Here is a 20299-nt window from a genome sequence, read left to right on the forward strand (position 1 = left end):
TTCGGCTAATGTGGCGCCCCCCGATCTGGAGCCCCCAATGCCGCGTCCTGCCTGGTCCCTGTTTGCGTACCAACTTATCGAGCCCGATGAGCAGCTCGATCTGTTCGCGTGCCAGGAAATTCGTGTGCACCTGATTGCCCGCCAGCTCGAGCTGGGGGGCTCGGCTGACCGCACGTTGTGTGGCACCTTGTTGCCGGCCCAGCCGCGTTGGTCCGGGGTGGCCCCGTCGATATTCCGCGACCGGCGCCTGTGCCCGCTGTGCAAGGCCATCCTGCAGGCGCAGAAGAAGGGCACCCGGCCGGTGTGGCCGGAACTGGCCAACTGATTTTCTGTTCATCCGCTGGCCGCCCACAGGCCTCCCGGTAAGCGGGACGCCGGTGTACAATCGTCCGATTATCCCTCTCGTTTTGCAAAGGATCCTCGGATGTTGCCGCGCTTTTCCGTCGTCACCCGTTGCCTGGCCCTGACCGCTGCCATCGCCGCCGGTCCCGCTGCGGCACTGGAATTCCCCCTGCCGCCGCCCGGCCAGGACATCGTCGGTCAGGTCCAGGTGATCAAGGCCAAGTACGAAGACACCTTTGCCGACCTGGGTGAAGCCAACGACCTGGGCTACCTGGAAATGATCGCCGCCAACCCTGGCGTCGACGCCTGGCTGCCGGGCGCCGGCACCGAGATCGTGCTGCCCACCCGCTTCATCCTGCCGCCGGGCAAGCGCGAAGGCATCGTGATCAACCTGCCTGAATACCGCATGTACTACTTCCCCAAGGGCGAGAACGTCGTCTACACCTACCCGATCGGCATCGGTCGCGAAGGCTGGGGTTCGCCAATCTCGCAGACCAAGATCACCGGCAAGATCCCCAACCCGACCTGGACCCCGCCCGCGTCGATCAAGGCCGAACACGCCGCCGACGGCGACCCGCTGCCGAACGTGGTGCCGGCCGGCCCCGACAACCCCCTGGGCCCGTTCAAGTTCACCCTGGGCATTCCGGGTTACCTGATCCACGGTTCCAACAAGAAGTTCGGCATCGGCATGCGCACCAGCCATGGTTGCTTCCGCATGTACAACTTCAACGTGCTTGAACTGTCGAAAATGGTGCCGGTGGGTACTCCGGTGCGCATCATCAACGAGCCCTACAAGTTCGGCGTGAGCGAAGGCAAGATCTACATCGAGGCCCACACCCCGCTGGACGCCAAGGGCGACCCGTCGGCGGTGGACAAGCACACCGCGGTGATCAACGCGATGCTCAACCGCCCGGACCTCAACGGCACCAACATGCAGATGAACTGGGATACCGTGCGTGACGTGGTGGCGGCCGAGGACGGCCTGCCGGTGGAAATCGCGGCGCCTGGCGTGGCGGGGTCTGCGAACGACTCGGTTATTTCCAAGGCGCCGGTGACGCCTGCGCCGCAGGTGCCGGTGCAGAAGATGGATTGATTGCCGGCTGGCATCAAAAAGGGGGAGGCCGCTGACGTGGGCTCCCCCTTTTTTATGCCAACGAAGTTGGCAACTGCCGCACCGCGAACTGGTCTTGACCTTGATCTTGATCCCGTGCGGCCTTTGATCTTGATTGTGTGCCCCATAAAGCGCCAGGGCCGACTGGAGGCGTCGGCCGAGCGGTCCCTGGCGTAGCCGGGGAAGACGGAACCGGAGGCGCTTCTATTCCGGGCCGTCGGCCGCTTGGGCGACGCCGGAGGGAGGGGACCCGAAGCGAAGCGTAGGGACCAAGCAGGGGCAAGCCTTTTTTGCTTACTTTTTGTGGCGTTTGACAAAAAGTGAGCCGCCGTAAGGGCGGAAAGGTGATTCTGCATCACCCTTGATATTGGATATGTGCATGGCTTTCGAATCTCGCTTCTGAGGGATTCGGACATATCCATTTTCGCGGTGCGACCACCGACCGTTTCGCCCTTACGGCGACTCACTTTTTGGCAGTCGCCCCAAAAAGTAAGCATGGGCCTGTCCCATGACAACGGACGCCAAGAAGCGATACTTACATTGCCATCCTGGAGGTTGCCATGTACCCAAGTACTCGCCGTAACTATACCGATGAATTCAAAATGCAGGCTGTAGCCCTCGCGGAATCGGTGGGCCGAACCGAAGCTGCCCGTCAGCTCGACATCTCCGTCAAGACGTTGGACAACTGGGTTGATGCAGCACGAAAGGGGCTTGCGCCAAGCTCCCCCAATCGTCGCCCCATCTCCAAGGAAAGCAGCGAACTGGCACGGCTCCGGGCCGAAAATGCCGAGCTCAAATTGGAGCGCGAAATCCTAAAAAAGGCGGCAGTATTCTTCGCCAAAGAGTCCAGGTGAGATACGCCTTCGTCGCTGCAGAACGGGCTCAATTCCCTGTCCGCACACTGTGTCGGGTCATGGGTGTCTCCGTTTCAGGGTTTTACGACTACCGGCATCGGCGCAACCGTCCTGACCCTGATGCAGAGTTACGTCTTGAACTGCATAAGGTCTTCACTGCCAGCCGTGGAACCTACGGACGGCCCCGACTGGTTCAAGCGCTACGCCAGAAGGCTTACGCCGTGGGCCCTAAACGGGTTAGCCGCCTCATGCATGAAGAGGGCATCCAGAGCAAAGGCAGAGCCAGGTACGTGCCGTGCACCACCGATAGTCATCACTTTCAGCCTGTGGCAAACAATCTGCTTGATCGTCAGTTTTCGGTGCATGGCGCCGTGCCCGCCTGGGTCAGTGATATTACCTACATCCCAACTAAAGAGGGCTGGATGTATTTGGCAGTGGTGTTGAGCATCCAAACCCGTCAGGTACTGGGTTACAGCTTCGCTGACCGGATGCCAGACGAACTCGTTGAACGGGCTTTTATCAACGCCTGGAACGCCTGCCTGGGGGCTTGCGGAGTGATTTTTCATTCTGATCAGGGACGTCAATACGCCAGCGGAAGGTTCCGCCAGACCTTGGCTGCGAAAGGCGTGACGCAGAGCATGAGTCGCAAGGGAAACTGCTGGGACAACGCGGTGGCCGAAAGCTTCTTCGCTACACTCAAGCGAGAGGAGGCTTGCGGGACCTATCCCAGCAAACAGCAGGCGTATGTATCGATCGCCAGCTACATCCATGGGTTTTACAATGCCGTCCGACTGCACTCGGCACTGGGGTATCGTTCACCGAACGACTACGCGAAAGGGTTGAGACGGACGGCGTGATGAACAGCTTCTTGGCGTCCGTTAACGGGGGACAGGCCCAGCAAAAAACGCTTGCCCCTGCTTGGGCCCTCCGCTTCGCTACGGGTCCCCTCCTTCCGGCGCCGCTCAACGGGCAGACGGCACCCGCTATAGAAGCCTGCGGGTTACCGTCTCTTCGGCCTGCGGCCTCGGCCCTTCGGGCAGCCCGTTGATCGACGCCTCCAGTCGGCCCTGGCGCTTTACGGGGCATACAATCAAGATCACAAGCAAGATCAAAAGCCAGATCAAGATCACAAGCCGAAGCAAGATCACAAGCCGAAGCAAGATCACAAGCCAAGGCAAGATCACAAGCCAAGGCAAGATCACAACCCGAGACAAGATCACAAACAACGGTAACGGCCGCTGTTTTTTCCAGGCATAAAAAAAGCCAGCCCACCAAAGGTGGGCTGGCCTTGCAATAATCCCGAGGGACTATTACTTACGGCTTGCCTTGTCCAGCATGCGCAGAGCGCGCTCGTTGGCTTCGTCAGCAGTCTGTTGAGCTTTCTGGGCAGCAGCCAGAGCTTCGTCAGCTTTGCGATAAGCTTCGTCAGCACGAGCTTGAGCGCGAGCCGAAGCATCTTCGGTAGCGGTCAGGCGAGCTTCGGTTTCTTTGGAGGCGCTGCTGCAACCGGTAGCCAGGACGGCGGCCAGAGCCAGAGCAGAGAATTTCAGAACGTTGTTCATCGTGATCCCCTTCAAGGACTTTCTATTTAAAGCCATCTCTCGTGAGTGAGAAAATAGCCGGCGTACATAGTACCCATTACTTGTAGTAAGTAAAATGACCTAACGCAAGAAGCAAAAAAAATTCTCACCGACCCCTCTGTTGTATTGACGACAGCCCGCGTACAGGTTCCACCAGCCAGTCTGGAAAAGGCGTCAAGGGGCGGGTGAGGTGTGAGCTGCATCACCTTTGCAGCGGTCACTATTAAACCTGGGCAACGCTTCCCGGTGTGTTTGGTAAAGCCTGCTAAAGTGTTTTTTACTGAACTAGTAGTGACTTCAATTGTCGGCAGTCGTCGAAGGTTTAACATTCGGCAATGTTCAGTCGGGGCTGCCTTCAGATGTTCGGTCACGTAAATGTTACGTACAGCCGGGCGAGTGTCTTGAGTGTCGGTGGCAACGGCGCCTACTATTGAGCTACGTGCTCCTTTGAAAAGAGAACGACAAAGCTCGTCTCTGTGTCGAAACAGGCACGGGGTGGCGTAGAGGTTCCTTCGCCGGAAAAACATCGGTAAGGTAAGGGTCACATACAAGACCCGCGAGGAGTTGTGATGAGCGAGGCGTTGTCCATCCACCATGACCAGGCCGGTCACCAATTCGAGACCAACGTAGACGGTCATCGTGCCTACCTGACCTACATGGACCTGGGTAAGCAGACGCTGGATATCTATCGTACCTTCGTGCCCAACGCGTTGCGCGGCCGCGGCATTGCCGCGGCCCTTACCGAGCAGGCGCTGGCCTATGCCGACCGCATGGGGTACACCGTGATCCCGTCGTGCTCCTACGTGGAGCGCTACATGGAACGTCACCAGCGGCACGCCGCCAAGACCTGAACACGCGTCGGCCACCAGCCAGACACGAAAACGCCGGGGTATGCCCCGGCGTTTTCATGTGCGCGCTGCTTAGCCGCGGGCGCGCTTGGGCAGCACGTCCTTGAGCTTGGCGTGCATGTTGCGCAGGGTGGTCTCGGTGCTGGCCCAGTCGATGCAGGCATCGGTGATGGACACCCCGTACTGCAGCTCGGCCAGGTCCTTGGGAATGGCCTGGCAGCCCCAGTTCAGGTGGCTTTCCACCATCAGGCCGATGATCGAGTTGTTGCCCTCGACGATCTGGTTGGCGACGTTCTCCATCACCAGCGGCTGCAGGGCCGGGTCCTTGTTGGAGTTGGCATGGCTGCAGTCGACCATGATGTTGGGGCGGATGCTGGCCTTGTTCAGGGCCTGCTCGCACAGGGCGACGCTCACCGAGTCATAGTTGGGCTTGCCGTTGCCGCCGCGCAGCACCACGTGGCCATAGGCGTTGCCCTTGGTGGTAACGATGGACACGCCACCTTCCTGGTTGATGCCCAGGAAACGGTGCGGGCTGGAGACTGACTGCAGGGCGTTGATGGCCACGGTCAGGCCGCCGTCGGTGCCGTTCTTGAAGCCCACGGCCGAGGACAGGCCCGAGGCCATTTCCCGGTGGGTCTGGGATTCGGTGGTGCGCGCGCCGATGGCCGACCAGCTGATCAGGTCCTGCAGGTACTGCGGCGAGATCGGGTCCAGGGCTTCGGTGGCGGTCGGCAGGCCCATTTCCGCCAGGTCCAGCAGCAGCTGGCGGCCGATGTGCAGGCCGTCCTGGATCTTGAACGAGTCGTCCAGGTACGGGTCGTTGATCAGGCCTTTCCAACCCACGGTGGTGCGCGGCTTCTCGAAGTACACGCGCATCACCAGGTACAGGGTGTCGCTCACTTCAGCGGCCAGGGCCTTGAGGCGCTCGGCGTATTCGTGGGCGGCCTTGATGTCGTGGATGGAGCAGGGGCCGATCACCACGAACAAGCGGTGGTCCTTGCCATCGAGAATATCGCGGACAACCTGGCGGCCCTGGGTCACGGTCTTCAGCGCGGCCGGGCTCAGGGGGATGTCCCGCTTGAGCTGGTCGGGGGTGATCAGGGTGTCGTTGGAGGCGACGTTGAGGTCGTCGATCGGTAAATCAGCCATCGTGTTACTCGTCAGGTCACGGGTGCCGGCCGCCAGCGATCCCCCCGCGCGGCGGAGCACAGCTTATTTTGGGCGCAGCGGGGACCGGAACCTTAGCGCGAACGCAGGGGCTGCGACAATGGGGCGCGGGCGAAATGCGTAACGAATTTAATACGAAGCGTCGCTCAGGCTGGCCTGGGAGAACTCCGCGGCGTGGCGCTCCACCCACTGCCGGGCCAGCGCGTCGATGCTTTCCACGTTGGCGGAAAAGGGTGATTGTGTTTCGCAGTATTGCTGGATCTGGCAGACCTGCTCGCCCATGCGCGCGCCGAACAGCGTCTGTTCATCGGTAAAGGCCACGCCGATCAGGTAGCCTGCAGACTGTTTGCGGCACCAGGCCACGTAGCCGGGGTAGCGCAGGCCGTTGTTCAGGGTGGGCATGCTCAGGTCGATGGCGGTGCCGGCGCGGTAGGCGCGGTGGTGCTGGCAGGCCACGCCGCCCAGGCTGATCACGTGCAGGCGGCGGGCGGCAAGGGCAGGGCGGTGACACAGGTTCAACTCTACGGCTACATCGAAAGGATGAGGAAGAAAACGACCCATGAACACTGGCTCCGAGTGTCAGCTGGTTGACGAAGATGCCTGCAGGCCCCTGCAGGAACTGGAACTGACTGATTTGACTATAGATCACGTATTGCTGGATGCGCCGGGTACGTCACTGCTGATTTTCACCGGCGCCGGCTGTGCCAGCTGCCGGGTGGCGCGCCGCGAGCTGCCGCGCCTGCCGCTGGCGGTGCAGCGCCTGTGCTGGATCGATGCCGGCGACAACTTCGGCGCGGTGCAAAGGTACGAGGTCTTCCACCTGCCTGCAATCTTTGTCGTGCACAACGGCCAGTTCCATGGCGCGCTGAACGCACGGCTGCTGGCTGGCGAAATCGACCTGCGGGTGCGCGAGGCCTTGCTGCGCGCGCCCGACGAGCTGCCGTGAGTCCCGTCCGCCAGGTTATGAGCGGGGCGTCGGACTGTGGGCGGCGCTGCTAAGCTTGTGCAAGCTCTGCCGTTTTGGCAGTCGAGGAGATCACATGATCCGTTCGATGCTGTATGCCACTGACCTGGGTCTGTACGCCCCCTACGTGATGCAACACGCGCTGGCCCTGGCGCGCACCTTCAAGGCCGACCTCTACGTGATTCATGCCGTGGAGCCCATGGGGCTGTTCGCCGAGTCGGTTTTGCAGAGCTACCTGGACGAGCCTACCCTCAACGAGCTGCACAGCGAGGGCCTGAGCACCATGATGGCCGGCATCGAGCACAAGGTGCTCGACGGCTTCCGCGAAGAGCTGGGTGAGGGCCAGCAGGACCTGGCCCTGATCACCGCCGTGCGCGTGCGCCAGGGCGACCCGGCCCAGGTCATCCTCGACCAGGCCCAGCGCCTGGCGGTGGACCTGTTGATCGTCGGCAGCCACAGCCACGGCGCCGGTGCCGACATTCCCCTGGGGCGCACCGCCGCGCGGGTGCTGCAGCTGTCCACGGTGCCGGTTTACATGGTGCCGCTGTCCCAGCAGCTGGGCCGGCGCAAGGCTTGAGGCACGGGCAAGGGTGCACTCACGTACAAAATCTGATAAAAAGTTCTAGATTTATTACCCAGACCATTAATATAGTTATAACTCGTCGCTGTTGGCGTTTATCTGCTTTGAGGGATTCATATGAAGCTTCAACAATTGCGCTACATCTGGGAAGTAGCGCACCACGACCTCAACGTCTCCGCGACAGCACAAAGTCTCTATACCTCCCAGCCCGGCATCAGCAAGCAGATCCGCTTGCTCGAGGACGAGCTGGGCGTTGAAGTCTTCGCCCGCAGCGGCAAGCACCTGACCCGGGTCACCCCGGCCGGTGAGCGCATCATCACCACCGCCGGCGAGATCCTGCGCAAGGTGGAAAGCATCAAGCAGATCGCCCAGGAATTCTCCAACGAGAAGAAAGGCACGCTGTCCATCGCCACCACCCACACCCAGGCGCGCTACGCGCTGCCGCCGGTGATCAGCAACTTCATCAAGCAATACCCCGACGTGGCGCTGCACATGCACCAGGGCTCGCCCATGCAGATCGCCGAGATGGCCGCCGACGGCACCGTCGATTTTGCCATCGCCACCGAGGCGCTGGAGCTGTTCGGCGACCTGATCATGATGCCGTGCTACCGCTGGAACCGTTGCGTGGTAGTGCCCCAGGGGCACCCGCTGACCAAGCTGCCGAAGCTGACCCTGGAAGTGCTGGCCGAATACCCGATCGTGACCTACGTGTTCGGTTTCACCGGCCGTTCCAAGCTGGACGAAGCCTTCAGCCACCGCGGCCTGACCCCAAAGGTGGTGTTCACCGCGGCCGACGCCGACGTGATCAAGACTTACGTGCGCCTGGGCCTGGGCGTGGGCATCGTCGCCAAGATGGCGGTGGACACCAAGCTCGACAGTGACCTGGTCATGCTCGACGCCGACCACCTGTTCGAGGCCAGCGTCACCAAGATCGGCTTCCGCCGTGGCACCTTCCTGCGTGGCTTCATGTGCGACTTCATCGAGAAGTTCGCCCCGCACCTGACCCGCGACGTGATGGCCAAGGCCATCCAGTGCCACAACAAGCAGGAGTTGGAAGAGCTGTTTGACGGCGTCGAACTGCCGGTGCATTGATTCCCGGCCTTCGGGCATAAAAAAACCGGCCAAACTGGCCGGTTTTTTTTGCTTCAGGCTTTCTGGATCAGGTTGCCTGCATGCAGCCCACATTCCTTCTGCGTGGCTTCTTCCCACCACCAGCGGCCTTCGCGCTCGTGCTGGTTGGGCAGCACGGGGCGGGTGCAGGGCTCGCAGCCGATGCTGATGAAGCCGCGTTCGTGCAGGCTGTTGTACGGCAGCTCGAGCATGCGGATGTAGCCCCAGACTTCCTCGCTGCTCATCTGCGCCAGCGGGTTGAACTTGTACAGCGGGCGCTCGGGCGTGGAGAATGCGCCGTCGATTTCCATCACCGAAACCTGGCTGCGGGTGCCCGGGCTCTGGTCGCGGCGCTGGCCGGTGGCCCAGGCCTTGACGGTGGACAGCTTGCGGCGCAGCGGCTCGATCTTGCGGATGCCGCAGCACTCGCCGTGGCCGTCCTTGTAGAAGCTGAACAGGCCCTTTTCCTTCACGAACGGCTCAAGCCGGGTGTGGTCGGGGGACACCAGCTCGATGGCGATGTTGTAATGCTCGCGCACCTGGTCGATGAACCGGTAGGTCTCCGGGTGCAGGCGGCCGGTGTCGAGGCTGAATACCTTGACGTTCTTGTTCAGCTTCCACGCCATGTCCACCAGCACCACGTCTTCGGCGCCGCTGAAGGAGATCCACAGCTCGTCGCCGAAGTGCTCGAAGGCAAGCTTGAGGATGTCCTGGGGGGACTTGTTGGCATAAGTCGCGGCGAGTTCGGCGACGTCGAGGTTCAGGCTCATCAGGCGGCTTCCTAGGTCATTCGGCGCTTGGGCGCTCATTTGTGTCTGATGGTAACAAAAAGTCCCTGTGGGAGCTGGCTTGCCAGCGAGTTTTTCATGGGGCTGAAAAGCTCGCTGGCAAGCCAGCTCCCACATTTACAAGGCGGCGAGGGTGTCCATCAGCACCCTGACCTTGAACACCGACTCGGCATATTCATCTTCCCAGCGCGAATCCGCCACGATGGCGCCACCGCCCCAGCAGCTCACCTGGCCGTCCTTCACCAGCAGGCTGCGGATGGCGATGGAGCTGTCCATGTGCCCGCGCACGTCCAGGTACAGCAGCGAACCGCAGTACAGTGCCCGACGGGTGGGCTCCAGCTCGTCGATGATCTGCATCGAGCGGATCTTCGGTGCGCCGGTGATCGAGCCGCCGGGGAAGCTGCCAGCCAGCAGGTCGAGGCAGTCCTTGCCGTCGGCCAGCTGGCCGATCACGGCGCTGACCATGTGGTGCACGTTGGGGTAGCTTTCCAGGGCGAACAGCTCGGGCACGCGCACCGAGCCGATCTTGCAGGTGCGGCCCAGGTCGTTGCGCAGCAGGTCGACGATCATCAGGTTTTCCGCCCGGTCCTTCAGGCTGGCCAGCAGCTCGCGGCCGTTGGCGGCGTCGCGCGCAGGGTCGGCGTCACGCTGGCGGGTGCCCTTGATAGGGCGGGTCTCGACGTGGCCGTCGCTGACCTGCACGAACCGCTCCGGCGACAGGCTGAGGATGGCGCTGCCGTCCTCCAGGGCCAGGAAGCCGGAAAACGGCGTCGGGCAGGCCTCGCGCAGGGCGCGGTAGGCGGTCCATGGGTCGCCATGGCAGGGCGCGCGGAAGCGCTGGGTCTGGTTCACCTGGTAGCAGTCGCCGGCGGCGATGTAGGCCTGGATGCGCTCGAACGCGTGGCGGTACTGCTCGGGCGCCAGGTCCGGGCGCATGGGGGCGTCCAGCTTGAACGGGCCGGCCGCGCGGCTGGCGGGCTGGCTGAACAGCGTGGCCAGGCGCTGGCGCTCGTCGGTGCCCACGCTGGGGTGGAACATCAGCTGGCTGCTGCGCAACTGGTGGTCGCTGATCAGCGCCCAGGCGTACAGGCCCAGGTGCGCATCGGGCAGTTGCAGGTCGTCCACGGCCACGCTGGGCAGCTGCTCCAGGCGCCGGCCGAAATCGTAGCTCAGGTAGCCGATCAGCCCGCCGGCGAACGGTAGCTCCATGCCCTGGGGCAGCTGCGCCGGGCCCAGGCGGCCAAGGGCTGCGCGCAGGCGTTGCAGGTAGGCGTCGCCGCTTTCATCTGGCAGCGCGCGCAGGGTTTCTATCGGCCAGGCGCTGAGGATGTCGAAGCGCCCGCGCTCGGCGGCCGGCTTGGCGCTGTCCAGCAGGATGGCGCCGGGGGCGTGGCGGATGGCGGCGAACCAGGCGCCGGGGTCGGGGCTGTAGGGCAGGGGTACGACGGAGCAGGTAGGCATGCGGGCGGTGGAACACCATCGAAAAGCGAGGGGGGCGATTGTAGACCTGTGGGCGCAAACTGTGTAGCCGCTGCCATGTGGGAGCTGGCTTGCCAGCGAGCTGTTGGCGGCAAGGCAAAGCTCGCTGGCAAGCCAGCTCCCACAAGTCTCAGGCGGGTGTCGGCACGTGCCCGAACAGCCCCTGGGTAAAGCGCACGCGCTCTGCTGCGCTTTCCGTGAGCCCTTCGGCCGCCAGCTCCGCCAGGCGCGCTTCCACCGCTTCGGTGCGGTGGGTCAGGCCGCAGTCGTTGGCGATCTGGATGTTCAGCCCCGGGCGGGCGTTGAGCTCCAGGATCAACGGGCCTTTTTCCTGGTCCAGCACCATGTCCACGCCGATGTAGCCCAGGCCGCACAGTTCATAGCAGCCGGCGGCCAGCTTCATGAAGCCGTCCCAGTTGGGCAGTTGCACGCCGTCCACCGCGTTGGTGGTGTCGGGGTGCTTGCTGATGATGCTGTTCAGCCAGGTGCCGCGCAGGGTCACGCCGGTGGCCAGGTCCACGCCCACGCCGATGGCGCCCTGGTGCAGGTTGGCCTTGCCGTTGGACTGGCGGGTGGGCAGGCGCAGCATGGCCATCACCGGGTAGCCCATCAGCACGATGATGCGGATGTCCGGCACGCCTTCGTAGCTGATGCTGCGGAAAATCTGGTCGGGGGTGACCCGGTATTCGATCAGCGCGCGGTCGCGGTGGCCACCCAGGGAGTACAGGCCGGTGAGGATGCTGGAAATCTGGTGCTCGATCTCGTCGTGGCTGATGATGCGCCCCGACACCGTGCGGTAGCGCCCTTCGAAGCGGTCGGCCACCACCAGGATGCCGTCGCCGCCAGCGCCCTGGGCCGGCTTGATGACGAAGTCGCTGCGCCCGCCGATGATGGCCGGCAGTTGGCTGATTTCCTTCTCGGTGGCAATCACCCCGTACATTTCCGGCACGTGGATGCCGGCGGCGATCGCCCGTTCCTTGGTGATGATCTTGTCATCGACGATAGGGTACAGGCTGCGCTTGTTGTACTTGAGCACGTAGTCGGCGTTGCGCCGGTTGATGCCCATGATGCCCCGCGCCTGCAGGGCTTTCCAGGTCTTGAACAGGCCGAACATTCAGCTGTCCGCCTTGACGAAGGCCTTGAAGCGCAACAGCTCGGTCAGGCGGTAGCCGCGGTAGCGCCCCATGGCCAGCATGAAGCCGACCATGATCAGCAGGATGGCCGGGAAGGTGAACACGAAGTACACCAACTGCGGCACGGTCATCAGCAGGTGCGCCAACGAGGCGGCGAACAGTGTGCCGATGGCCACCTTCATGGCATGGCTGCCACCGCGTTCTTCCCAGGTAATGGACAGGCGCTCGATGGTCATGGTCAGGATCACCATGGGGAACAGCGCCACCGACAGGCCGCGCTCCAGGCCCAGCTTGTGGCTGAACAGGCTGATGGCGGCGATCAGCACCACCACGAAGGTCAGCACCACCGACAGCCGCGGCAGCATCTGCAGCTTCAGGTGCTCGAGGTAGGAGCGCAGCGACAGCCCCAGGGCGGTGATCACCGTGAACAGGGCAATGCCGAAGCCCAGCTGGGTCTCGCGGAACGCCAGGGCGATCAGCACCGGGGTGAAGGTGCCCAGGGTCTGCAGGCCGATCAGGTTGCGCAGGATCAGGATCACCAGCACGCCGATGGGGATCATCACCATGATCATGAACGTCTGCTGGGTCTGCAGCGGCAGGCTGTACAGCGAGTATTCGAGGAAGTCGGCGTCGGTGTTGGCGTCGGTCAGCTTGGCCAGGCGGATGGCGTTCATCTCGCTGTTATTGAGGGTGAAGGTCACCAGGGCCTTCTTGCCGCCTTCCACGCTGATCAGGTTTTCGTCGCCGGTCCACCACACCAGGCGGTCGGCGGGCAGGCCCTGTTCGCCGGTGTCGGGGTTGAAGTACAGCCATTGGCTGCCGTTGAAGCTGCGCAGCCACAGCTCGGGTGCCTGCGGCTGGTCGGCCACCAGGCGGATGGTGTGGACCTTTTCCATGGGCACGTGGGCGATGGACAGCAGCAGGTCGACGATGCTGGCCTTGTGCGCGGTGGACGGGTCGCCCGCCAGCAGCAGCTTGACGTTGTCGTCGCCCAGGTTGTTGACGCGCTTGATGGTCTCGCTGACGAAGGTCTCGACGTCGGCCGAATGCTGGCGGATCGGCGCCAGCAGGGCTTCGGCGGCGATTTTCTCCGGGCCGTCGATGGTCATGCTGTCGCGGAAGGTCGGGCCCTTGATCTTGGGCTTCTCGCTGCTGTAGCGCTTGGTCAGCACCAGGCGGTAGTACAGGGTCTGGTTGCCGCTGGCGCGCCGCGCCGACCAGGTGACCTTGCGGTTGCCGTCGATGCGGTTGACGTTCACCCCGTAGTTATTGGAGATGAAGCTTTCGTTCAGGCTCACGTAGTCGCGGGTCAGCGGTGGCACGAACATCTGGATCTTGACCGGGTCCTTGGGGCTGGCGACGAACTCGACCTTGGCGTCGATGTTCCACAGGTCGTCGGTCTCGTCCTCGGTCATGGGGATGCCGAGCACGAAGATCTGATAGGCCGTGATCGCCAGGCCCAGGGTGACCAGGACGGCGATGAGGACTTTCAGGTGGAGGGTAAGCGAACGCATCGGGATTACTCTGCGGTAGGAGCGTTGCGGCAGGCAGGCTTGCCGGCGGCATATTTTAGACTGGGGTCGACCAGCGCATTGAAATGCGTGAGCGCGTCGCTGCCGATCAGCAGCGGGTACTGGAACGCGCTGCGGTCGGTGAGGTTGACCTCGATGTCACGTTCTTCCTGGCCCATGCACACGGCCAGGGTGATGACTGGGCGGGCGGTGTAGTGCTGGCCAGCGTCGGCGTCGTAGTCGCCGGCGCGCCGTTTGATATGGGTGACACGTGCCAGGGGGCGTTCGATGGGGTGGCTGTGGGCCGAGTCGATGGCCAGGTAGAAGCGCACCCAGGACTCGCCGTCGCGCTTGAAACGCTTGATGTCGCGGGCGCTGAGCGAGGCGGTCTTGGCGCCGGTGTCGAGCTTGGCGGCCACCTGCAGGTCGATATCGTCCAGGCGTGCGTATTCGTTGAGGCCGTAGGTGGTCTTTTCGGCGGCCGTGGCAAGGCCTGGGACGAACAGCAGGCAGATCAGGCGGTGCAGAGGCTTGATGGTCATGGTTCCCGGAAATCAGCACCCACGGCGCGGGCGGCGCATTCTAGCATGATGGTTTCATGGCGCCAGCGAACGGGGTGCGGGGTCGGGGTTATTTGAACCGGCGCTCCACGCCTTTCTCTACAAGGATCTTGGCGGAAATCTCTTCAACCGAGAAATGTGTTGAATTGATATTGGGGATGTTCTCGCGGCGAAACAGGTTTTCCACCTCGCGCACCTCGAATTCGCACTGGGCGAAGCTCGAATAGCGGCTGTTGGGCTTGCGTTCGTGGCGGATGGCGGTCAGCCGGTCGGGGTCGATGGTCAGGCCGAACAGCTTGTGCTGGTGGGCCTTGAGGGCTGCCGGCAGCTGCAGGCGCTCCATGTCGTCCTCGGTCAGCGGGTAGTTGGCTGCGCGAATACCGAACTGCATTGCCATGTACAGGCACGTTGGCGTCTTGCCGCAACGGGAAACACCGACCAGAATCAAGTCAGCCTTGTCGTAGTAGTGCGTGCGCGCGCCGTCGTCGTTGTCCAGGGCGAAATTCACCGCCTCGATGCGCTCCATGTAGTTGGAGTTGTGCCCGATGGAATGGGATTTGCCCACCGAATAGGACGAATGGGCGCTCAATTCCTGCTCCAGCGGGGCCAGGAAGGTGGAGAAGATGTCGATCATGAAACCGTTGGAGGTGGCCAGCACCTCGCGGATTTCCTGGTTGACGATGGTATCGAAAATGATTGGTCGCACGCCGTCGCGGTCGGCTGAATCGTTTATCTGCTTGACCATCGTCCGGGCTTTGTCGACGCTGTCGATGTAGGGGCGCGTGAACTTGTTGAACGTAATGTTCTCAAATTGAGCCAGCAGGCTCTGCCCCAGCGTTTCGGCGGTGATACCCGTGCCGTCGGAGATAAAGAAAGCAGATCGTTTCATTTGCGCCTTGGGCCTTAAGCTGGTGACGATTCTTGGATATGATAGGCCGGATTTGCCGGCCTTGATTGCCTGGCATTCTCACTTATTTTCCGGGTCCAGGCCATAAACACTCGGCACCCTCCCAATCGGGAGCTGTACGGGTCCTGAGCTTTTCCAACACAGTTAGTGGAGAGATCACCTTGGTAGAGTACGTAGTTTCCCTCGATAAGCTCGGCAAACACGATGTTGAGCATGTGGGGGGCAAGAACGCATCCCTTGGCGAGATGATCAGCAACCTTGCCGGTGCCGGCGTATCGGTACCCGGTGGCTTTGCCACTACGGCTCAGGCTTACCGCGATTTTCTCGAACAGAGCGGCCTGAACGCTCAGATCCATGCGGCGCTGGACGCCCTGGACGTGGATGACGTGAATGCCCTGGCCAAGACCGGCGCGCAGATCCGCCAGTGGATCATGGACGCCGAGTTCCCCGAACAACTGAACACCGAGATTCGCGCCCACTTCGCCGAACTGTCCAAGGGCAACCCGGACATCGCCGTGGCCGTGCGTTCCTCCGCTACCGCCGAAGACCTGCCCGACGCCTCGTTCGCCGGCCAGCAGGAGACGTTCCTGAACATCCGCGGCGTCGACAACGTCATTCGCGCGGCCAAGGAAGTGTTCGCCTCGCTGTTCAACGACCGCGCCATTTCCTACCGCGTGCACCAGGGCTTCGACCACAAGCTGGTGGCCCTGTCGGCCGGCGTGCAGCGCATGGTGCGTTCGGAAACCGGCACCGCCGGCGTGATGTTCACCCTGGACACCGAATCGGGCTTCCGCGACGTGGTGTTCATCACCGGCGCCTACGGCCTGGGCGAAACCGTGGTGCAGGGTGCGGTCAACCCTGACGAATTCTACGTGCACAAGCACACCCTGGAAGCGGGCCGCCCGGCCATCTTGCGCCGCAACCTGGGCAGCAAGGCCATCAAGATGATCTACGGCGCCGAGGCCAAGGCCGGCAAGTCGGTGCAGACCGTCGACGTCGACAAGGCCGACCGCGCGCGCTTCTGCCTCACCGACGCGCAGGTCAGTGAGCTGGCCAAGCAGGCCATGATCATCGAGAAGCACTACCAGTGCCCGATGGACATCGAATGGGCCCAGGACGGTGACGACGGCAAGCTGTACATCGTGCAGGCCCGTCCGGAAACCGTGAAAAGCCGCTCCCAGGCCAACGTCATGGAGCGCTACCTGCTGAAAGAGAAGGGCACCGTGCTGGTGGAAGGCCGTGCCATCGGCCAGCGCATCGGCGCCGGCCGCGTGCGCATCATCAAGGACGTGTCCGAGATGGACAAGGTCCAGCCAGGCGACGTGCTGGTCTCCGACATGACCGACCCGGACTGGGAACCGGTGATGAAGCGCGCCAGCGCCATCGTCACCAACCGTGGCGGGCGTACCTGCCACGCGGCCATCATTGCCCGTGAGCTGGGCATTCCAGCCGTCGTGGGTTGCGGCAACGCCACCCAACTGCTGGTCGACGGCCAGGGCGTGACCGTGTCCTGCGCCGAAGGCGACACCGGCTACATCTTCGAGGGCGAACTGGGCTTCGACATCAAGAAGAACTCGGTGGACGCCATGCCCGAGCTGCCGTTCAAGATCATGATGAACGTCGGCAACCCCGACCGCGCCTTCGACTTCGCCCAGTTGCCCAACGCCGGTGTCGGCCTGGCGCGCCTGGAATTCATCATCAACCGCATGATCGGCGTGCACCCCAAGGCGCTGCTGAACTATGACGGCCTGCCAGCCGACATCAAGGACAGCGTCGACAAGCGCATCGCCGGTTACAGCGCCCCCGTGGACTTCTACGTCGACAAGCTGGTCGAGGGCATCAGCACCCTGGCCGCCGCGTTCTGGCCGAAAAAGGTCATCGTGCGCCTGTCGGACTTCAAGTCCAACGAATACGCCAACCTGATCGGCGGCAAGCTGTACGAGCCGGAAGAAGAAAACCCGATGCTGGGCTTCCGTGGCGCCTCGCGCTACATCAGCGAGTCGTTCCGCGAGTGCTTCGAGCTCGAATGCCGCGCCCTCAAGCGCGTGCGCAACGACATGGGCCTGACCAACGTCGAGATCATGGTGCCGTTCGTGCGCACCCTGGGTGAGGCGAGCCAGGTGGTCGACCTGCTGGCCGAGAACGGCCTGGGCCGTGGTGTCAATGGCCTGCGCGTGATCATGATGTGCGAGCTGCCGTCCAACGCGCTGATGGCCGATGAGTTCCTGGAATTCTTCGACGGCTTCTCCATCGGCTCCAACGACATGACCCAGCTGACCCTGGGCCTGGACCGCGATTCGGGTATCATCGCGCACCTGTTCGACGAGCGTAACCCGGCGGTCAAGAAGCTGCTGGCCAGTGCCATTGCCGCCTGCAACAAGGCCGGCAAGTACATCGGCATCTGCGGCCAGGGCCCCTCGGACCACCCTGACCTGGCCAAGTGGCTGATGGAGCAGGGCATCGAAAGCGTGTCGCTGAACCCGGATTCCGTGCTGGAAACCTGGTTCTTCCTGGCCGAGGGCCAGGGCGCCGCGTAATAGCTGCAAGGGGCGCAAGCCCCACTCACCCGTAGCAGCTGCCGAAGGCTGCGTCGCTTTGCAAACAGCGACGCAGCCTTCGGCAGCTGCTACGGGTGTTTTTGATCTTCCGTTTATTTTCTGTACAAGAAGTCTTATGCAAAGCAGCAGCAATCTCTTCCCGGTCGCCTTGCTCAGCGCCGAGCGCCGTGGCGACCTGAGCGAAGACGTCTATCGCATCAAGGCTGCCAACAGCCCGGATGCCAGCGTTGAATTGGCCGTGACCCGCCTGGGCCTGGCCGACCAGGCGCAACCTGGCGGCGTGCCCGTCATCCTGCTGCACGGCAGCTTTTCCAACCGGCGCTTCTGGGTGTCGCCCCGCGGCATCGGCCTGGGGGCCTGGCTGGTGCGCGAAGGGTTTGACGTGTGGATTCCGGAAATGCGCGGCCACGGCCTGTCGCCGCGCAACCTGGACTACGCCCGCAACCGCGTCGCCGACTACGCCCGCTACGACCTGCCGGTGATCGGCGCGTTCGTGCAGGAGCAGACCGGCCGCGCGCCGCACTGGATCGGCCATTCCCTGGGCGGCATCAGCCTGGCGGCCGCCCTGGGCGGTGGTTACCTGCCGCAGGACAACGTCGCCTCGGCAGCGTTGTTCGGCTGCCAGGTCAGCCGCACCTACTGGCCGCTGAAAATGCCACCGGTGGAATGGAGCGCACGCCTGCTGCTCAAGCGTTTCGCCCACATTTCCGGCTCGCGCCTCAAGCGCGGCCCCGAGGACGAGCCCATCGGCCTGGCCCTGGAGGCCATGCGCTGGTATGGCCTGTTCGGCCGCTTTGGCGACGGCAAGCAAGACTGGTGGGCGGGCCTGGCCGAGGTGCACGTGCCGTTGCTGGCAGTGACCGCCAGCGCTGACCACCAGGACCCGCCGTGGGCCTGCCGCAAGCTGTTCGAGGCCTTTGGTGGCGACCAGCGCCAGTTCGTGCAACTGGGGCGCGACCACGGCTTCGCCGACAACTTCGGCCACGTCGAGATGCTGGTCAGCAAGGCCGCCCAGGCCGAGGTCTGGCCGCTGGTGGGGCGTTGGCTGCACAACCCCCACGCGCCGTTGCTGGCGCAGGCGCAGGAAGTGCCCGTGGGTGCGTGACTTCACGGTCAGCGGTGGGGCGGCTAAGCTATGTCGATTGCGCGTGCGTTGGCAACGACGCACGCAGGGTGTAAACGCAGGGCAGGCCGGCTCGTTCCTACAGTAGCGGTCGCCTTTTCGATCGACCGTGTCTTGAGCTGACAGGAGTTACCCCATGCATTACCTCACTCCCGATTTGTGCGATGCCTACCCCGAGCTGGTCAAGGTGCTGGAACCCATGTTCAGCAACTTCGGCGGGCGCGATTCCTTCGGTGGCGAAATCGTCACCATCAAGTGCTTCGAGGACAACTCCCTGGTCAAGGCCCAGGTGGAGTTGAACGGCAAGGGCAAGGTGCTGGTAGTGGATGGCGGCGGCTCGCTGCGCTGCGCGTTGCTGGGCGACATGCTGGCGGACAAGGCCGCCAAGAGCGGTTGGGAAGGGCTGGTGATCTACGGTTGCATCCGCGACGTCGACGCCATCGCCCAGACCGACGTTGGCGTGCAGGCCCTGGCCAGCCACCCGCTGCGTACGGAAAAGCGTGGCCTGGGCGACCTGAACGTGCCGGTGACCTTCGCCGGTGTCACGTTCAAGCCGGGAGAATTCATCTACGCCGACAACAATGGCGTTATCGTGTCCCCCAGCGCATTGAAAATGCCGAGTTAAGCGGTTCGCAATCAATCATCGGGGTGTGGATGTTCGAGGAAGAAAACGCGCAGTGGGGCCTGGTGCAGGCCCTGGTGCTCGACGGTAAAGGTGGTGCGCGGCAGATCGCCCGCGCGCAGTTGGATGAGCTGGTACTGGAACCGCAGGAAAGCCTTTGGCTGCACTGGGACCGTGGCCATCCGCAAACCCAGGCGTGGTTGCGCAACGACAGCGGGCTGAACGAGTTCAGCTGTGACCTGCTGCTGGAAGAAAACACCCGGCCACGGCTGCTGCCGTTGCCCGATGACCAGCTGCTGCTGTTCCTGCGCGGCGTCAACCTCAACCCCGGTGCCGAGCCCGAGGACATGGTCTCGGTGCGTATCTTCGCCGAAGCCCGCCGGGTGATCTCCCTGCGCCTGCGCCCGCTGCGCGCCACCGACGAACTGATGGTGCTGCTGCAGCAGGGCCGTGGCCCGCGTACCTCTTCCGAACTCATCCTCTACCTGGCCCAGTACCTCACCGAAAAGGTGCAGACCCTGGTGGGCGAGCTGAGCGAGGTGGTCGACGACGAGGAAGACAAGATCGACGCCGACGAGCAATACACGCCCGAGCACGGCAGCATCCTGCAGATTCGCCGGCGCGCCGCCGGGCTGCGGCGTTTCCTGGCGCCGCAGCGGGAAATCTTCGGCCAGCTGTCGCGCAACAAATTGCCGTGGTTCGTCGACGATGACGCGGACTACTGGAACGAGCTGAACAACAGCCTGACCCGTTACCTCGAAGAGCTGGAGCTGACCCGCGAGCGTGTGGGCCTGGTGCTGGAGGCGGAAGACCGGCGCCTGAACGAGCGCATGAACCGCACCATGTACCGTTTCGGCATCATCACCTGTATCTTCCTGCCCATGAGTTTCCTGACCGGGCTGCTGGGTATCAACGTCGGTGGCATTCCGCTGAACACCAGCCCGTATGGCTTCCTGGTGGCGTGCACGCTGATGGTGCTGCTGGGCGTGGGGCAATGGTGGCTGTTTCGTCGATTGCGTTGGGTTTAGGCGCCGTTCAGGACACATATGGTTGCATATGCCT

21 protein-coding genes are annotated in these 20299 nt (G+C 63.0%); 12 read left to right on the plus strand and 9 right to left on the minus strand.

The window, feature by feature from the left end:
• Nucleotides 1–37 precede the first annotated feature (37 nt).
• The 4 genes from AC0J42_RS09490 to AC0J42_RS09505 all read left to right on the plus strand — a co-directional run bounded on the left by AC0J42_RS09490 (nt 38) and on the right by AC0J42_RS09505 (nt 3164).
• Nucleotides 38–325, plus strand: a complete 288-nt coding sequence (locus tag AC0J42_RS09490) for a hypothetical protein (RefSeq protein WP_416423304.1) — start codon at nt 38–40, stop codon at nt 323–325.
• Nucleotides 326–424: 99 nt separating this feature from the next.
• The gene (locus tag AC0J42_RS09495) at nt 425–1435 is read left to right on the plus strand and encodes a L,D-transpeptidase family protein (protein ID WP_416423305.1); all 1011 of its coding nucleotides are present in this window, start codon (nt 425–427) and stop codon (nt 1433–1435) included.
• A 578-nt stretch (nt 1436–2013) separates the two neighbouring features.
• Nucleotides 2014–2307: a transposase gene (locus AC0J42_RS09500; protein WP_473002674.1), complete on the plus strand. Its 294-nt coding sequence runs from the start codon at nt 2014–2016 to the stop codon at nt 2305–2307.
• Nucleotides 2304–3164: an IS3 family transposase gene (locus AC0J42_RS09505; protein WP_473002672.1), complete on the plus strand. Its 861-nt coding sequence runs from the start codon at nt 2304–2306 to the stop codon at nt 3162–3164. The genes AC0J42_RS09500 and AC0J42_RS09505 overlap by 4 nt, the downstream gene beginning before the upstream one ends.
• Nucleotides 3165–3617: 453 nt before the next feature.
• Here AC0J42_RS09505 and oprI read toward each other — a convergent pair whose 3' ends face one another.
• The gene (gene oprI / locus AC0J42_RS09510) at nt 3618–3869 is read right to left on the minus strand and encodes an outer membrane lipoprotei OprI (RefSeq protein ID WP_008372139.1); all 252 of its coding nucleotides are present in this window, start codon (nt 3867–3869) and stop codon (nt 3618–3620) included.
• 587 nt (nt 3870–4456) lie between these two features.
• Here oprI and AC0J42_RS09515 point away from each other — a divergent pair.
• Nucleotides 4457–4738 carry a GNAT family N-acetyltransferase gene (locus AC0J42_RS09515; protein ID WP_416423306.1) on the plus strand — a complete coding sequence of 94 codons (282 nt, stop codon included), beginning with the start codon at nt 4457–4459 and terminating at the stop codon, nt 4736–4738.
• Nucleotides 4739–4807: 69 nt separating this feature from the next.
• On the opposite strand, the gene AC0J42_RS09520 is transcribed toward AC0J42_RS09515, so the two are convergent.
• A complete protein-coding gene (locus tag AC0J42_RS09520; RefSeq protein WP_416423307.1) occupies nt 4808–5884 on the minus strand; it encodes a 3-deoxy-7-phosphoheptulonate synthase in 1077 nt (358 codons plus the stop codon).
• Between the two features lie 147 nt (nt 5885–6031).
• The gene (locus tag AC0J42_RS09525; protein ID WP_473005956.1) at nt 6032–6463 is read right to left on the minus strand and encodes a PilZ domain-containing protein; all 432 of its coding nucleotides are present in this window, start codon (nt 6461–6463) and stop codon (nt 6032–6034) included.
• On the opposite strand from AC0J42_RS09525, the gene AC0J42_RS09530 reads away from it, so the two are divergent.
• From AC0J42_RS09530 to cysB, 3 genes are all read left to right on the plus strand, one after another.
• On the plus strand, nt 6462–6848 hold the full coding sequence (locus tag AC0J42_RS09530; RefSeq protein WP_416423309.1) for a YbbN family protein: 387 nt from the start codon (nt 6462–6464) through the stop codon (nt 6846–6848). The two genes, AC0J42_RS09525 and AC0J42_RS09530, sit on opposite strands and share 2 nt — an antisense overlap.
• A 94-nt stretch (nt 6849–6942) precedes the next feature.
• The gene (locus AC0J42_RS09535; RefSeq protein ID WP_416423310.1) at nt 6943–7443 is read left to right on the plus strand and encodes a universal stress protein; all 501 of its coding nucleotides are present in this window, start codon (nt 6943–6945) and stop codon (nt 7441–7443) included.
• Between the two features lie 120 nt (nt 7444–7563).
• A complete protein-coding gene (gene cysB, locus AC0J42_RS09540) occupies nt 7564–8538 on the plus strand; it encodes an HTH-type transcriptional regulator CysB (RefSeq protein WP_416423311.1) in 975 nt (324 codons plus the stop codon).
• Nucleotides 8539–8591: 53 nt separating this feature from the next.
• On the opposite strand, the gene AC0J42_RS09545 is transcribed toward cysB, so the two are convergent.
• The 6 genes from AC0J42_RS09545 to ppsR form a co-directional block, all read right to left on the minus strand.
• Complete coding sequence (locus tag AC0J42_RS09545; protein WP_416423312.1) at nt 8592–9326, minus strand: phosphoadenylyl-sulfate reductase; 735 nt, start codon at nt 9324–9326, stop codon at nt 8592–8594.
• A 135-nt stretch (nt 9327–9461) separates the two neighbouring features.
• On the minus strand, nt 9462–10805 hold the full coding sequence (pabB, locus tag AC0J42_RS09550) for an aminodeoxychorismate synthase component I (protein WP_473005957.1): 1344 nt from the start codon (nt 10803–10805) through the stop codon (nt 9462–9464).
• A 148-nt stretch (nt 10806–10953) separates the two neighbouring features.
• Nucleotides 10954–11937 carry an alpha-L-glutamate ligase-like protein gene (locus AC0J42_RS09555; RefSeq protein WP_473005958.1) on the minus strand — a complete coding sequence of 328 codons (984 nt, stop codon included), beginning with the start codon at nt 11935–11937 and terminating at the stop codon, nt 10954–10956.
• Nucleotides 11938–13470 (minus strand): osmotic stress tolerance membrane protein RloB, encoded by a 1533-nt coding sequence (rloB, locus tag AC0J42_RS09560; protein WP_416423315.1) that lies wholly within the window; start codon nt 13468–13470, stop codon nt 11938–11940.
• Nucleotides 13471–13475: 5 nt separating this feature from the next.
• The gene (gene rloA / locus AC0J42_RS09565) at nt 13476–14009 is read right to left on the minus strand and encodes a retropepsin-like aspartic peptidase RloA (protein ID WP_416423316.1); all 534 of its coding nucleotides are present in this window, start codon (nt 14007–14009) and stop codon (nt 13476–13478) included.
• Nucleotides 14010–14097: 88 nt separating this feature from the next.
• Nucleotides 14098–14916 carry a posphoenolpyruvate synthetase regulatory kinase/phosphorylase PpsR gene (gene ppsR / locus AC0J42_RS09570; protein ID WP_416423317.1) on the minus strand — a complete coding sequence of 273 codons (819 nt, stop codon included), beginning with the start codon at nt 14914–14916 and terminating at the stop codon, nt 14098–14100.
• Nucleotides 14917–15095: 179 nt separating this feature from the next.
• On the opposite strand from ppsR, the gene ppsA reads away from it, so the two are divergent.
• The 4 genes from ppsA (at nt 15096) to AC0J42_RS09590 (ending at nt 20265) form a co-directional block, all read left to right on the plus strand.
• Entirely contained in the window at nt 15096–17471 is a 2376-nt protein-coding gene (gene ppsA, locus AC0J42_RS09575; protein ID WP_416423318.1) for a phosphoenolpyruvate synthase, read from the plus strand.
• A 136-nt stretch (nt 17472–17607) separates the two neighbouring features.
• Complete coding sequence (locus AC0J42_RS09580) at nt 17608–18597, plus strand: alpha/beta fold hydrolase (protein WP_473005960.1); 990 nt, start codon at nt 17608–17610, stop codon at nt 18595–18597.
• A 154-nt stretch (nt 18598–18751) separates the two neighbouring features.
• Complete coding sequence (gene rraA, locus AC0J42_RS09585) at nt 18752–19240, plus strand: ribonuclease E activity regulator RraA (RefSeq protein WP_416423320.1); 489 nt, start codon at nt 18752–18754, stop codon at nt 19238–19240.
• A gap of 29 nt (nt 19241–19269) precedes the next feature.
• Complete coding sequence (locus tag AC0J42_RS09590; protein ID WP_416423321.1) at nt 19270–20265, plus strand: zinc transporter ZntB; 996 nt, start codon at nt 19270–19272, stop codon at nt 20263–20265.
• Nucleotides 20266–20299 lie beyond the last annotated feature (34 nt).

It is taken from the genome of Pseudomonas sp. Tav-5-1A (genome assembly GCF_055755055.1).